The following is a 15,546-nucleotide window of genomic DNA, read 5'->3' on the forward strand; positions in this document are numbered from 1 at the left end:
TTTTGTAATCTGTGTATATCGACTAGCTACTTCATCGGATAAGCCAGCCCGGCTGATAAAGTCTTGTAAGCTATGGACTTTTTCGCCTGGCTGGAGCTTATCCGCTCGTAGCTGAGCAAGTCGATCTACATCCTTTATTTCATTGTGACAAATTCTTCGGCACCAGTTGGATGAATGGCTACAGTTTGATCAAAATCCGCTTTGGTAGCGCCCATTTTAATCGCTACGGCAAAGCCTTGAAGCATTTCATCAACACCTACACCTATACCGTGTAAACCAATAATTTTTTCTTCTTCACCTAAGCAAATTAATTTCATTACTGATTTTTCACGGTATTCACTTAACGCATAATGCATAGGTGTAAAAGTTGAACGATAGACCTTAATTTGTTCTTCGCCGTATTTTTCAATAGCCGCTTCTTGTGAATAGCCAATCGTTGCAATTGGTGGATGCGTGAAGATTACTGTTGGTATATTATGATAGTCTAAATGAGCGTTGGTTTGATTATTGAATAAGCGTTCAGATAAGCGCCGACCAGCTGCAATAGCTACTGGCGTTAGCTCCACTTTACCAATAACATCGCCAACAGCATAAATTCCCTTGGCTGTTGTCTGTTGATATTTATCCACAGCAATATAACCTCGTTCATCTAAACGGACATCGGTATGCTCTAAGCCTAGATTTTCCACATTTGGTAGGCGACCACCGGCAAATAAAACATAATCCGTGGTAATCACTTGACCGTTTTCAAACAGCACTTGATATTGTTCACCTATTTTTTCAATAGCTTTTGGTACGTGATTGGCTCGCGTTTCAATTCCACGTTTTTGATAAATGTCCACTAAAGCCTGGATAATTTCTTGGTCAAATTGGCGAAGTGGGCGTTCTTTGCGATAAGCCCAAGTGACTTGACTACCTAAACCATGCATCACCCCAGCCAATTCAGCTGCAATATAACCTGCACCTAAAACTAAAACTTGTTGAGGCAATTGTGTTAAAGCAAAGAAATCATTGGAATCCTTCGCATATTCCCCACCTGGAATCGCTAATTTGGCTGGTCTACCTCCTGTCGCAATCAGAATGTTTTCCCCATAATATTCTTTTTTATCCACAGAAATCACATGTTTATCCACAAATTGTGCATAACCTCTAATCACGTCTACTTTGTTGCTATCTAAGCCTCTTTGATATGCTCCATGTAAAAATTCAATATATTTTTCACGGTTTTCCACAAGTTTCGCAAAATCAAAGTTTTCCACTTGTGGATAAATACCATAACCTTGACTTTCCATTCGGATCGCTTCTAACACATGGCTAGCTTGCCACATTACTTTTTTCGGTACACAGCCGACATTGACACAAGTTCCCCCTAAAGCCTTGCCTTCAACTAACAAAACCTTCGCACCACGCATCGCTGCTCGATTGGCAGAAGCAATCCCACCACTACCACCGCCGATAACGATATAATCATATTTGATTTGCTCTGTCATAATTTTTCCCCTTTATCCATTTATTTTATTATGAGTATAGCACAACTGCGCTTTTTTCTTGGCATGATTCGCACTAAAAAAGAGGAACGCACCTGCCTTCCTCTTTCAATATTTTTCAATGATTAACGCTGCATTTGAAGAACAATCATCCAAAAACCAAGTAAATTGTTCAAGGCATGAACCGCTAAGCTTTCATTCAGCGAGCGATGCTTTTGATATGTATAGGTCAAAACTGCACTCATTGCTAAATACACGACCAAATCCCAGGAAAACGCTAAAACATGCAAAAATGCAAAAATAAAAGTTGCCAGTATGAAAGCCAGCCTTTGATTGGTGAAAGTATGATAAATCAACGCGCGACAAATGGTTTCTTCCACTAACGGAGCCAAAATAACTAAAACTAAACCCATTATCCAAACAGGAACCGCACTAAAAAGACTTTCAACCCCTACTTGATTGGCTGTTGTTTGATTTTTTAAAAGGCCAAATAGATTCAAAACCATAGAGATACCGATATTGGCTGCTATTAAAATCGCAAACATCTTAAAAAGATAAAAAAGCTTTTCTTTATTCAAATATAATTGCCAGCTTTCTAGCCAACCAATTCCTTTAAGATAACGATAAAGGAAAAAGACTATTAAAAATAAACTAGCTAAGCCTAAAAATAAGAAAAACTGACGAAAAGTGCCCTGCAAATAAACGCTCATTGATAGTAGTGCAACTGGTAATTGTTCTAAAATAAATAAACCAATAAAAATCAGCGTCATTTTCAGATAAAAGAAAAAATTCCTTTGAGGCGATGTCATGTTAACCCCTCCTAATTTATCGACTAATCGCAATCGAAAATGGATGCCTACATTTTCAATCAATGATGATTATTGTAACATAAGATGACACAAAAACGAAAATTGCTAGCTAATTTGTAAAAAAATTAATTTTATTTTTTGGTGTATAACCCTGTAGCAAATAAGCTTAGGCCAAGCAAACCAGTCTTTCACCTAGCTAGTTGCAAAGGCTTATTTATAAATAAAAACGCCTAGATGGCTCTAAGCGCCTAAATAAATTAAGCAAATTCTTTTCCCAAATGAATATTTAAGCCAAATTCAGCTAGATCCTGATCTTCTATGTCTAACTCATTTTGAATGGTTAATAGCATCTCATAATAGGCTAAACGCTTACCTTCTAAAAACAATCGATCCCCTTCGTTTTGGATATTTTTAAACTCCGCCTTGACATCATTGGCTTTTTCTATCAATACAGCAATCAAATACTTCAAACTCGCTTCATTCATCATTGATTTCCTCTTTTCTAAATTTTTAATCTAGCTACTTAGATTATAGTTTATAGCTATACTATCCGCAGCTTTTTTTAGCTTATTTTACAAAAAATCTAGACAACCAACGATTAGAGAATAGCATAAACAGTTCAAGGGCTAGCCAATTTCAGCTAACCCTTGGATAGTTTGCTATTTTAATGTTCAAAGTGATGCGCAAAAGGAACTCATTCAATAAAAAACTTGATATATCAACCTTTTACCTTAGCTTTCTTTTTTCTTACGCATCATATCACCAGGTTTGACTGGTTCTAAAACAGGCATCGTCAAAATCATCATTGGATTTGGAGCACGATCAATTAATTCGCCTTCATCATTTTTCATCCATTCAACGGTTTGATGGAAATGATGGAAACCTGGTCCATAGAATTCTACTTCATCCCCTACACTAAAATGGTTCCGTTGTCGGATGGTCGCAATTTTGGTTTCTGGATCATAACTTAGCACTTCACCGATAAATTTGTATTCTGGAATTTTACGACGAGCACCAAATAACTGATCGTTTTCAGTTGGAATATGATAGTAAAAACCAGTAGACAGCTCACGTTGCGCTACTTTCCATAATTCATCAATCCATTCTTGCTTGCAAACATAATTTTCTGGATCAGCCATATAGCTATCGACAGCTGCTCGGTAAACATTACATACTGTTGAAACATAGTGAATGGATTTCATTCGTCCTTCAATTTTAAAGCTATCTACGCCATTTTGAATCAAATCAGGTAAATGCTCAATCATGGACATATCGACCGCACTCATTGAAAATTCCTCAGCCACTGCACCGTTTTTAACCAAGCTCCGACGCTCAGTTCCAAAAGGCATATCATATAAATCATATTTCCAACGGCAAGACTGTGAACAACCCCCACGGTTCGCATCACGCATGGACATATGATTAGATAAAGTACAACGACCAGAATAAGAAATACACATCGCGCCATGAATAAAGGCTTCAATCTCAATATCTGTATTTTTTCTAATCTCCGCCACTTCTTCCATCGACACTTCACGCGCTAAAACCACTCGTTCCAAACCTTCTTCTTTCCAAAACTCTAAGGTTTCAAAGTTGGTAGCTGACGCTTGCGTAGATAAATGAACCGGTAAACCAGGCGCTTCAGTGATACAAATCTCAATTAACGCTGGATCTGACACGATGACTGCCGAAATACCCACATCACGTAATTGACGGAAGAATTCACCCGCACCGGCCTGATTGCCTTCATGGGTAACCATATTTGCTGCCACATAGACCTTGGCGTTATGTGCCTTAGCAAACGCCACTCCTTCTGCCATCTCTTCATAGGTAAAATTTCCCGCTCTAGAACGTAAGCCATAAGCATTCCCGCCGATATATACAGCATCTGCACCATAATGAATCGCTGTTTTTAGCTTTTCTAAAGTACCAGCAGGGGCTAAAATCTCGGGACGTTTTAATGTTTGTTTTGTTGTCATTGTTTTTCCTTTCTCAACTATTTAATTGCATCTGGGTCCATATAATAAAAACCGGTTGTTAATTCTCGATTGGCTGGGTGATGCTGTTCAATCGTTGCATTCAACTGTGCGCATAACGCTTCAGTAAAATGATTAGCTTCAATTGCTTTACGCGCTTGATCAAAGCATTCAGCAATTGCCACAAAATCATCACCTGGACAAAAAATGCCATCTAGTTTCCAAGTTGTAAACTGATATTCGACTAAATCAGTCAGTTCATTCATCAGTTGAATATCCTTATCGGCAAAAATATGCGTGCCATGACTATCCTCAAAAATTGAATAATGCGTTTCTGCTTTTTTCGGCTCAGCTAAGAATAAACCACGCTCTTTAGCAACAGACTCATTTTGTTGGGTAAAATTATAATAATTTTTTAGCAATGGACGTAAAGATTGATGAATACAGGTGGCCCCATATACCAAGACTTCGGCCGGAATAACTAATTCCTGAGACATAATCTTCATCTCTTCAAAAGGAACTTCACGTGCCAAAACAGCTCCTATTGCGCCTTTTTTGGCCCAAAAATTCATTTGGCGCGCACTGGTAACTAAAGTCTCGCCATCATAGACAAATGGTAAAGCTAATTCCGGTTGCTTACGCATAATATAGACAATCCCTGGATCACCCAGAGAAATCACATCTACCTCAATCTCCTTTAAGAAAGCTAGATATTCCGGAACCTCTTTCATTTTTTCCGGGTGCATAATCCCGTTTACCGCCACCATTGCTTTTTTCCCTTGACTGTGGGCTAACTGCACTAATTGACGTTGTTCTTCACGCGAAAAATGATGAGGTAATCTTAAACCAAAGCGTTCCTCTCCAAAAAACAAGACATCTACAGAGGGTAATAACTTGTGTGCTTGTTCTATTGATTCAACTGTTGCAATGATAGTAATCATTTTTTCGGTTGCTCCTTTAAAATTTAATCCTATGTATCACAAAGAAAATTTAAAACTATGTACACACCTTCACTAACGGCTGTTTTTTATGTTCACTTGAATCATTATTCCCATGATACAACAGGCAATAATACTGTATCATTAATCTTTACTTTTGGCAATGGCTGCTCCATTGGTACATAGATCGGATAAAAAACACTAACCTTTAAATTCTCTTAACCTTTATTTGTTATCTTAAAAATAAATGATATGTTAAAAAATCATTATTAAAAGCATATAAAATGGGTTATATAATTAAATAATGATAATGACTAATATATTAAAAATATTTTTTATAAAAGTATTTTATCTATTGATAAATATGATGTAAAATTGCTATGTAAATTCCACTATAAATAAATTTAGTCACTCACTCCCCCCAGAGCTCTAAATGATACGCTTTTAGTGGAGCTTACAATTCATGCTTAAAAGAGGTGAGGTAAGGCTTTATTTATCAACGACTAAATAAAGAAAATCAAAACTAAGCTAGTGGGTGTTTACACTTTGAGTAGTTGAATCAGTTCAACTGAAGGTTAGATAGATAGAAAAGGAAATTGTGAACCTAAACGAATCAAGCTGTATCCATCCCTAATCAGACATTACTTGATAATCATTTACACTGAATTATCCAAGGTACGATTGTTTACAAACGACAAAACAAAAGAACCTCCATACAACGACATAAAAAAACGACAATCGTGTAAATGTATTCTCCATACTATCAATTTACGTAATGTTTGATCAAAAAACTCCATACAACGACATCAATTCAAGATCACAATTTCCCAAGAAAAATATTAAAAAAAACGACATCATTTTAAAAGGCTAGTCCTATAACAAACGGATGATCATCATCTTTTGTTTAGGACCAGCCTTTATTTATTATTCCTTAACTTTCGGTGGCTGTCAAGGCTTCTAGGGGTGTTTGCGCTAATACATCTTTCACATTTAATGTAATTTGCCCCTTAGATGCCCCGATCGTCACTTTATCGCCTAATTGAACTTGACCAGATAATAAAGCCTCACTTAAACGATCTTCAATTTGCTTTTGTAGAGCACGACGAATAGGTCTTGCACCATATTCAGGATCAAAGCCTGCCTTGCCGATCACGTCAATGGCAGCTGCAGTAATTTTCAACTGAATGCCTTGTTCTTTTAGACGAGCGATAATTTGTTTGCTCATAATTTTCACAATTTCATGAATTTCACTTTCGACTAAGGAACGGAAGACCACCGTTTCATCAATACGGTTAAGAAACTCTGGACGATAGGTCTTTTTCAATTCCTCTAAAATCCGTTTTTCCATCGCACGATAATCCTTGCTTTGATCCACTGCATTGAAACCAACACTTTTTTCTTCGCGTAATTGGGTCGCACCAATATTAGAAGTCATAATCAAAATAGTGTTTCTAAAATCAACGCGCCGTCCCTTCGCATCTGTTAAATAGCCATCGTCTAACACTTGCAATAAAATGTTAAAGATATCTGGATGCGCCTTTTCAACCTCATCAAGTAAGATGACCGAATATGGTTTGGTACGAACTTTTTCTGTTAATTGGCCCCCTTCTTCATAGCCAACATAACCTGGAGGCGAACCAATGAGACGAGAAGTCGAGTATTTCTCCATAAATTCCGACATATCAACCCTAATTAACGCATCCTCACTACCAAACATCGCTTGCGCTAAAGCTTTAGCCAATTCAGTTTTACCGACACCGGTTGGGCCTAAGAACATAAACGAACCAATTGGTCGATTTGGATCCTTCAAACCACTTCTAGCCCGTCGAATCGCTCGTGCCACTGCTTCAACTGCCTTATCTTGTCCAACCACTCGTTGATGAAGAATCTTTTCTAAATCAAGCAAACGTTGACTTTCTTTTTTGGCAATCTGTTGAACAGGAACACCTGTCCACTCAGAAACTACTTCTGCTACATCCTCAGCCCCGACAACTTTGCCATTTTCTTGATTAAGGGCCTCTTCTTTTTCCATCTCTTTAATTAGCTTCTCACTTAATTTCTTTTCAGTTAGGCGTAGCTTAGCTGCTTCTTCAAAGGATTGGCTATAAATTGCCTTTTCTTTGTCCGTCACTACTTGTGCTAATTCTAATTGCAATTGATTCACTTTAGATGGCTGACTTGCTGTATCTAATCGAACCTTCGCTGCGGATTCATCAATTAAATCAATCGCTTTATCAGGTAGTTGTCGCGAATGGATATAACGTACAGACATTTGAACAGCTGCCTCAATCGCCTCATCAGAAATAGTTAACCCATGGTGGGCTTCATATCTTGCTCGTAACCCTTTCAAAATTTGTACAGCTTCTTCAGCAGTTGGTTCATCTACTTGAACACGAGCTAAGCGACGTTCAAAGGCGCTATCTTTTTCGATATATTTTTGATATTCATTTAAAGTAGTCGCACCAATTAGCTGCAATTCACCTCTAGCTAAAGCAGGCTTCAAGATATTAGAAGCATCTACTGAACCTTCAGCGCTACCAGCACCAATCAAAGTATGAATTTCATCAATAAACAGGATAATTTCACCGTCTTGATAAATTTCATCAATGATTTTTTTCATGCGTTCTTCAAATTCACCACGGAATTTAGTGCCCGCAACCAAAGCGCCCATATCCAGCATCATCACGCGCTTGCGTTGCATTTCTTCAGGAACCTCACCCATAACAATCCGTTGCGCTAAGCCTTCAACAATCGCTGTCTTACCTACCCCGGGCTCACCAACGAGAACGGGATTGTTTTTCGTTCGTCGACTCAACACCTGCACTAGGCGGCGGACTTCCTTGTTACGACCAACCACTGGATCTAGACGTTGTTCAAAAGCTAAGCGAGTTAAATCACGAGCTAAGGCATCTAGGGTCGGTGTGCCCTCCATTGTTTCAGCCTTAGTTTGATTTTGTGCTTTACGACGTGCATTAGGAATGCCGGTTGTTGAATGACCTTGTTCGCCTAAGCCCATCTTCTTTTTCAATAATTGGCGCATGCGAGATAAGCTCAAGCCTAAATTAAGCATAATTCTGGAAGCTAAAATCTCTTCATCACGCAATAAACCTAAAAGTAAATGTTCAGTACCAATTTTAGGTGAACCAGAACGCTTCGCTTCATCATTAGCATAAGCGATAATCTGCTTAACCCTTGGTGAATACGGCAAATAATAGTTTTCTGGATAAGATTTAATAATACCATAACCCGTAAAATGCTCAATTTCTTCACGGATATCCGCATCCTGGATATTCATCTCTCTTAGCGTTTTACCGGCAATTCCTTCTTGTTCAATCACTAAAGCCAACAATAAATGCTCCGAACCAATTGTTTGGTGTCTGAAAAATTTTGCCTCTTCTTGGGCAATCATCAGCACCTCTTTGGCTCTAGGTGTAAATAGTTCTTCCATTTTACATCCCTCCTATATCTCGTAGCTTAACCTTTGTAATAATGCATGCATTAAGTTTGCACGTATTTTATTTTCATTACCCTCTTTACCTAATACCTGTTTAGCAAGCAACGCCAATAGTAAATGGCCTTCCTTTTGCGTCAATAGCTCTTCTTCATACAGCTTTTGAATGATTGCCTGCGCATCTTTTTCAGATAAGCTATCTGTAAACAAGGCATCCATCTGACTTAAAAAGCTCTGATGGTTGCTGATACGAACCTTTTCAATTCGAATATAGCCACCACCCCCACGCTTACTTTCCACATTATACCCTTTTTGAACAGTAAATCGTGTATTGATGACATAATTAATTTGTGAAGGTACACAATCAAATAGATCTGCCATTTCTGCTCGCCGAATCTCAATCATTGCCTGTTCTTCCAAAAACTTCTTTAAATAAGCTTCAATTAAATCAGAAGTATTGTGATTGCTCATTGCCACGCACCTTCCTTGACTAATATTGACCTTAATTATACAGAATTTTTCCATAATTAGCAAAAAATGCAACTTAGATTCAACCAAAGTGTAACGCTCTACAAAAAGAATAGCTGGTACTATCTAGCAAGGACGCCATACAAAAATAAATCGATTGCTTGATCAAGCGGTATCTGCTTTTTAGAATGACCACTAGGGGATTTAAACATCATATAAGTAGATAAGACCGTAAATAATTGTACGACAATCACCTCTTCTTTAATTCCCTCATATAAGGGTAATTCACTGCTTTTTAGCACACGGACAAATGGCGCTTGAAAGGATTCTTGCCAAATCACCATTAATCGTGAGGCGGACTCTCGTGGTAAAGCACGATGAATATCCTTAAACATCTGTGAAAAATCAAAAGGATGCTCGGTCTGTAAAAAATCTACCATTGCTATCAGTTTTTCTTTTAACGTCCAATCTTTTGAAGCCAAACGATTCAATTCACTAGCTACTTTTTGTGAAATAGATTCTAAAACACTGATGTAGATTTCTTCCTTATTAGGAAAATGATAGTAAAGATTCGGTTGCGTAATCCCTACCTTTTCAGCAATTTGTCTGGTTGATGTAGCATCAAAGCCCTGAATCATAAACAACTGTTCAGCTGCAGTGATAATGCGCTGACGTAAATATTCTTTATTTGCCACCATCGACACTCCCCCGTAAAAAAATTACTCTCCACCTGTATATTTTAGCATTTTACAATTATTTTTTTTATAAAAATTAAACAAAAAATTAAAAAAACTATTGAGAAATTAGCTAGCGCCAAGCTAGCTAATTTCTCATTAGTTTTTGCTTTTATTTTGTTACTTGCTCAGTCAATTGCCCATCCTTCATCTGAAAAACACGATCACAATAATCAACCATGCGAATATCATGTGTCACCATTATAGTTGCTTTATTTTTTTCTTTTGTTTCCTTGGCCAAAATTTCCACTACCTCAAACGCACGCTTTGAATCCAAGCTAGCGGTCGGTTCATCAGCTAAAATAATTGTTGGATTATTATATAAAGCTCGTGCAATCGCCACCCGTTGTCGTTCTCCGCCAGATAAATTTTCCGGATATTTATTCGCTAAATGACTAAGCCCTAATTGCGTAAACAATTCATCCATCAAAGCTGGATTGGCTTGCTGATTGATTTTATCAACTAACCGTAATTGATCCTTAATCGTTAAAAAAGGGACTAGATTAGAGGTCTGTAGAATAAAGCCAATCGATTCAAAGCGTAATTTCGCCCGTTTTTTTTCATTTTCTTCACTAAACGGTTGTTGATTTACCAAAATTTTTCCATTACTTGGTTGTAATAAACCCCCAGCCAAGGTTAGAAAAGTGCTTTTTCCTGATCCTGAAGGGCCAATAATTGCGACAAATTCACCTTGATTAATCACTAAATCAGTCGGCTTTAGTGCCTCAATCATCTGGCTACCATCTTTATATTCTTTATTTACATGAATAAACTCAATTGCACGCATCTTTTTCCCTCCTAACTAATTGCCTTTAACGGATCAATTCTTACAATGGTCGCAACCGAAAAGAGCGCACTCACACTAGCAATCAATAGCATCCCCAAACCAACAACTAAATAAAACGGCCAATGAATCAAAAAAGGAACCGCCTTAGGTAAAACGAAAGAACTCGCATAGGTACTAACTAAACCTAAAACGATACCTAAAAAAGCTAAAATGCTTGTTTGAACCAATACAGATTTACCAATATAAAAGCTAGCAATCCCTTGTGCTTTCATCACACCAAAAATCGCTTTTTTCTGCATCGTTAAGATATAGATAAAAATCCCAATGACAATCGCAGCAATAACAATTAAAAAACCTATCATAAAGCCAAAAGTTAGATTCTGTGCTCGATAACCCGGTAATTCTTGAATGAACGTAGGAATAGCAATTTTTTCTAACTGTTTGGGATAACTATTCACTTTTCCTCTGATGACCACTGCATTAATCGGTAGCGCTTGTTTGGCATCAGCTTGCCCAAAGCGTAACTTTTCGTAGGTGGCAAAATTCATATATAAAATGGGGGCGACATTAAAGGTTGCCTGTTTTGTAAAACCCACTATCTTCACAGCTTGTGGACTACCAGAAATCACCAAATGATCACCAATTGCTAAGCCATACTGTTTTTTTAGACTCTCATCAGCCACTACCTCATTATCCTTGGTAAACATCCGACCTTGTTCAATCTCAGGTTTTAAAAATGCATCTGCTTGAATACCAAAAAAACTAACATCAACCTTCGTGGCCTTTGGCTGATCCTTAGCATAAACCACGCCATTAAATTGGCCTAATAAGGCTTTTTCCTCTGCTTTCACTGCATCAGCCTGTTTCATTGATAAAACTGACCGATTTAAGGTCAAATTGGCTTCATCCGCCAATAAAATATAACGAGCTTGCCACTTATCGACACCTGAACGATTGGCCTGCGCTAACCCATAGGCTAAACCGGTTAAGAAAAAAACTAAATAAGCAATTAAAAAGACCACACCAATCACCAAAGCGTAACGCAGCTTAGCATGTTTCATTTCACTGATTGCTAAAAACATCTGATCACCTCATATTTTTACACTTTATATTTTATCATTCGATAAATTTATCATTTGATAAAAATAGCGTATGGTAAATCAACTAAAAATGCAACTAATAGGCTGATTTTACAGCATTTCATTGAATGATTAGGCAAAAAGCATATTAAAACACCTCTCAGCCTAAAAATACTAAATGAAGTATCAAAGCACCCTTTGGCATCATTGAAAATCGCACTAGTGTATATTCTCAGACTGGACTATAACTTATCCGCTCATGTCTAGGCAAGCTACTTCACATCCTTGATATAATCTGTGTTCAGTAGCTAGACATTTTGAAAATTCGCCTCTTCGCTGAAAAAATCCTCTTTACATTTTCTTGATTTTTTCGCGAAGAGTAACACTCGAATTTTCTCATGTCTGGGCAAGCTACTTCACATCCTTGATAAACAAAACCATCTGTCACTCGTTTGGTACAGATGGTTGGTTTGTCTCATTTAATTATTTAATTGGCTCTACAGACAATACAGCATTATTCGAATTCACTAGCACCGTCGTACCATCTGTAAATTTAATTTGTAATTGTTCTCCTTCATAATCCTTCCAGCTAGCTACCTTTCCCTTTTTCACTGTACCATCTGGTAATTGAACCATCGCATATTTAAACGTGTAAGTTGTATCCAAGAATTGCTTATTGCCACAAGCAGTAAAAAACAGTAGACCACCGACTAGGGTTGTAATGATTGCTAATTTTTTCATCCTAAACGCCCCCTTTTTTTCTCCATTTTAACAAAAATACACTGAACTAGCTATCTATAGCCAGCTTAAAAATAAGTCTAAAAAAAAACTAGTATAGATTGAACATCCATACTAGTTTTTAACCTTAAGGTACTTGAATGGTCGTTGCTTTAGAAACGACAGTAGAAACCTCTTTTTCATTATCGCGCTGAGCATAGATTGTTGCGGTTCCACCTTGTTGCACGGAAACGTCTACGCTCACCCGCTTATTATTATTTGAGGCATCTAAAATAAAGGATTGGACTTGTTTTTTGCTATCGCCAGTCGTGGCATCTTTTACCCAAATCGTAACGGTTTGACTCGCTGAATCTTGGGCATTGCCTTTATAGGTCGCCAAAACATCAACTGTAAAGGTACTCGTGTTGCTGCCCTTTGATAAAGTAACCGTAACCGAACTGTTTTTCTTCACCTTTTGTCCTGCTTGTGGATCCATACTGATGACTTGTCCAGCTGGTGTTTGATCACTATATTCTTCTTCAAAATTAACCTTAAAGCCTTTTTCATCGGCTTGACTTTGGACTTGATCACGTGTCAGACCAACTAAATTAGGCAATTCCACTTGATCAGATCCTGAGCTAACCACTAAGGTAATGGTCGTTTTACCTGGGATAATCTGTGCATCACTCGATGGATTTTGCGATAAAACCGTTCCTTCTGGTTGCTCACTCGTCTGATAGGTTTGTTTAATCTGACTACTTGTAATCCCGCGAGCATTTAAATCTGCAATCGCATCATTCACCTGCATGCCCATGTAATTGCCCATTTTCACCGGCTTTGGTCCTTTGCTGACTACAAAGCTTAACTTATCTTTAGTTGGGGCAACCTCGCTACCAGCAGTAGGTGTTTGCGAAATAATTTTTCCTTTTTCAACAGTATCATCATATTTTTCGGTCTTTTTAATTTGTGCATGCTTAAAGCCCAGCTTCAACAATGCCGTTAAGGTCTCTTTATAATCCGTACCAGTATAGTCTTTGATTTTAATTTTTTGACTACCGCTGCTTAGATATAAAACGATGGTCCGGCCTTTTTGCACAACCGCTTTGGCCTCAGGATCGGTTTTAACCACTTTTCCTTCAGCAATTTTGTCACTAGTAATCGATTCAGTTTGATCAGCGACCTTAAACCCAGCATTAGTTAGTTTGCTCCGCGCAGCTGATTCCGAAAGCCCGGCTACCGATGGAACACTCACTTCATTTTGCCCACCACCATAAACGAAAAAGAGGGTCAACAACGCTGCCAATAACACCAATAACGCGCTACCGATGATCGCCAGCTTTTTCTTACTAGGCTTCTTCTTTTTCGCTGGTTTTCCCTGCGCAGCTAGTGAGTCTTCGTTTTTAGAATGAGTCAATTGCTCTACTTCAGGCTTTACTTCTTCAGCTTGCACAGGTTCTATCTGTGATAAGGTAGCTGTTGGAATGACCTTTGTTTCTTCCATGACGTGATTCGGGTGCCAAACCGGCTCAGCTAAGCGCTGTGGTTCTAAAGCAGTCGCTAAATCAGCACTCATCTCTTCAGCACTTTGATAGCGATCAAGAGGGTCTTTGGCCGTTGCCTTTAAGACAATATTTTCTAATGATTGTGGCACATCCTTATTATAAATACGAATTGATGGAATCTCTGATTGGAAATGCTTAAGCGCAATGGTCACTGCTGACTCCCCATCAAATGGGACTTTACCAGTTAACATTTCATAAAGGATAATCCCAATCGCATAAATATCAGATTGATTAGTAGCCATGCTTCCTCTAGCCTGCTCGGGTGATAAATAATGAACCGAACCCAGCATGCTATTAGTCTGGGTAATCGAAGTTTCTGAAAGGGCAACGGCAATCCCAAAATCGGTAATTTTGACCGTTCCTTGCTCATCAATTAAAATATTTTGCGGCTTTAAATCACGATGAATAATGCGATGTTGATGGGCTAAAGAAACTGCTGATAAAATCTGTTGCATAATATCAACAATCCGATCATAGGCAATCGGATACTGCGTTTGGATATAGCGTTTCAGATCCATCCCTTTGACATATTCCATCACTAAAAATTGCGTCTGCTCTTCTTGTCCAGCATCATATACCGTTACAATGTTTGGATGAACCAATTCTGTTGCGGCTAGCATTTCTCTTTGGAAGCGACGGATAGCCGACTGGTCGTTTAAAAAGTCATAGCGCAAAACCTTAATGGCTACTTCACGATCTAAAATCAAATCTCTAGCCAAAAAGACATTAGCCATACCCCCACTACCGATATTGCCCAAAATCAGATAGCGACCATTAAATTTTTTGCCAATTTCGGTCATCCTTGCTCACCTCCTAATGCAATTACTATTGCAGTAATATTATCTAGTCCACCAGCTGAATTGGCCTTTTCAATTAACTGCTCTAAGGCTTGCTGCAAGTCATCAGAAAACAAAATTGTATTGGCAATCTCTGCATCTGAGACCATATTGGTTAAGCCATCTGAACATAATAAAAGATAATCCTTTGGTTGATAATAATAACTAGCTACATCCACCTCTAAGATCCCTGGCATACCTACTGAACGAATCAAGACATTTTTTCTAGGATGATTAATGGCTTGCTCTGGGGTAATTTCCCCACTTTTGACTAGCTCATTGACTAAGGAGTGATCTTCAGTTAGTTGCTGCAATCGACCTTGTCTTAGTAAATAAATACGACTATCTCCAACATGAGCAATGGTCATTTGCTTTTCAAATAAGGCAACGGCAACGATTGTCGTTCCCATTCCGGATAATTCAGGTTGCTCATTGCCCAAATCAAAAATAGCCTGATTTTCACTTTGAATTTGCTGGATAAACCATTGAGCTGTCTTTTCTGGATCAGCTAAGTCACTTTGCTGCCAGGCAGCACCAATTTCCTCAACTGCTTTTTTACTGGCTACATCGCCGGCACGATGTCCTCCCATACCATCAGCTAAAATCGCTAATGGGTAATTTTCTTGATTGTAAAAAACAGCGGCATAATCTTGATTGGTATTCCTTTTTTTGCCAACATCCGTTTGAAAACGAATCTCCATC

13 protein-coding genes are annotated in these 15,546 nt (G+C 38.2%); all 13 read right to left on the bottom strand.

Going from position 1 to position 15,546, the window contains the following annotated elements; all coding sequences use genetic code 11:
• Positions 1–134: 134 nt before the first annotated feature.
• The 13 genes from gor to RK02_RS09660 all read right to left on the bottom strand — a co-directional run bounded on the left by gor (position 135) and on the right by RK02_RS09660 (position 15,545).
• Positions 135–1,490: a glutathione-disulfide reductase gene (gor, locus tag RK02_RS09600; RefSeq protein ID WP_016184046.1), complete on the bottom strand. Its 1,356-nt coding sequence runs from the start codon at positions 1,488–1,490 to the stop codon at positions 135–137.
• Between the two features lie 122 nt (positions 1,491–1,612).
• Positions 1,613–2,296 carry a CPBP family intramembrane glutamic endopeptidase gene (locus tag RK02_RS09605; RefSeq protein ID WP_016184047.1) on the bottom strand — a complete coding sequence of 228 codons (684 nt, stop codon included), beginning with the start codon at positions 2,294–2,296 and terminating at the stop codon, positions 1,613–1,615.
• A 257-nt stretch (positions 2,297–2,553) separates the two neighbouring features.
• Positions 2,554–2,784, bottom strand: coding sequence for a hypothetical protein (locus tag RK02_RS09610; protein WP_016184048.1), 231 nt, complete (start codon positions 2,782–2,784; stop codon positions 2,554–2,556).
• Between the two features lie 243 nt (positions 2,785–3,027).
• Entirely contained in the window at positions 3,028–4,275 is a 1,248-nt protein-coding gene (locus RK02_RS09615) for a peptidase U32 family protein (RefSeq protein ID WP_016184049.1), read from the bottom strand.
• 17 nt (positions 4,276–4,292) lie between these two features.
• Complete coding sequence (locus tag RK02_RS09620) at positions 4,293–5,213, bottom strand: peptidase U32 family protein (protein ID WP_016184050.1); 921 nt, start codon at positions 5,211–5,213, stop codon at positions 4,293–4,295.
• Positions 5,214–6,141: 928 nt separating this feature from the next.
• A complete protein-coding gene (locus RK02_RS09625) occupies positions 6,142–8,658 on the bottom strand; it encodes an ATP-dependent Clp protease ATP-binding subunit (protein WP_016184051.1) in 2,517 nt (838 codons plus the stop codon).
• Positions 8,659–8,670: 12 nt separating this feature from the next.
• On the bottom strand, positions 8,671–9,132 hold the full coding sequence (locus RK02_RS09630; protein ID WP_016184052.1) for a CtsR family transcriptional regulator: 462 nt from the start codon (positions 9,130–9,132) through the stop codon (positions 8,671–8,673).
• 119 nt (positions 9,133–9,251) lie between these two features.
• Positions 9,252–9,827, bottom strand: a complete 576-nt coding sequence (locus tag RK02_RS09635) for a TetR/AcrR family transcriptional regulator (RefSeq protein ID WP_016184053.1) — start codon at positions 9,825–9,827, stop codon at positions 9,252–9,254.
• A gap of 148 nt (positions 9,828–9,975) precedes the next feature.
• Positions 9,976–10,650, bottom strand: coding sequence for an ABC transporter ATP-binding protein (locus tag RK02_RS09640; protein ID WP_016184054.1), 675 nt, complete (start codon positions 10,648–10,650; stop codon positions 9,976–9,978).
• An 11-nt stretch (positions 10,651–10,661) separates the two neighbouring features.
• Positions 10,662–11,732, bottom strand: a complete 1,071-nt coding sequence (locus RK02_RS09645; RefSeq protein ID WP_016184055.1) for an ABC transporter permease — start codon at positions 11,730–11,732, stop codon at positions 10,662–10,664.
• A 480-nt stretch (positions 11,733–12,212) separates the two neighbouring features.
• Positions 12,213–12,470: a hypothetical protein gene (locus RK02_RS09650; protein WP_016184056.1), complete on the bottom strand. Its 258-nt coding sequence runs from the start codon at positions 12,468–12,470 to the stop codon at positions 12,213–12,215.
• A gap of 124 nt (positions 12,471–12,594) precedes the next feature.
• Positions 12,595–14,808, bottom strand: a complete 2,214-nt coding sequence (gene pknB, locus RK02_RS09655) for a Stk1 family PASTA domain-containing Ser/Thr kinase (RefSeq protein ID WP_016184057.1) — start codon at positions 14,806–14,808, stop codon at positions 12,595–12,597.
• Positions 14,805–15,545, bottom strand: a complete 741-nt coding sequence (locus RK02_RS09660; RefSeq protein WP_016184058.1) for a Stp1/IreP family PP2C-type Ser/Thr phosphatase — start codon at positions 15,543–15,545, stop codon at positions 14,805–14,807. Before RK02_RS09660 ends, pknB begins: the two co-directional genes overlap by 4 nt.
• Position 15,546: the final 1 nt, after the last annotated feature.

Source organism: Enterococcus columbae DSM 7374 = ATCC 51263, from assembly GCF_000406925.1.
In the GTDB taxonomy this organism is placed as follows: Bacteria; Bacillota; Bacilli; order Lactobacillales; family Enterococcaceae; genus Enterococcus_E; species Enterococcus_E columbae.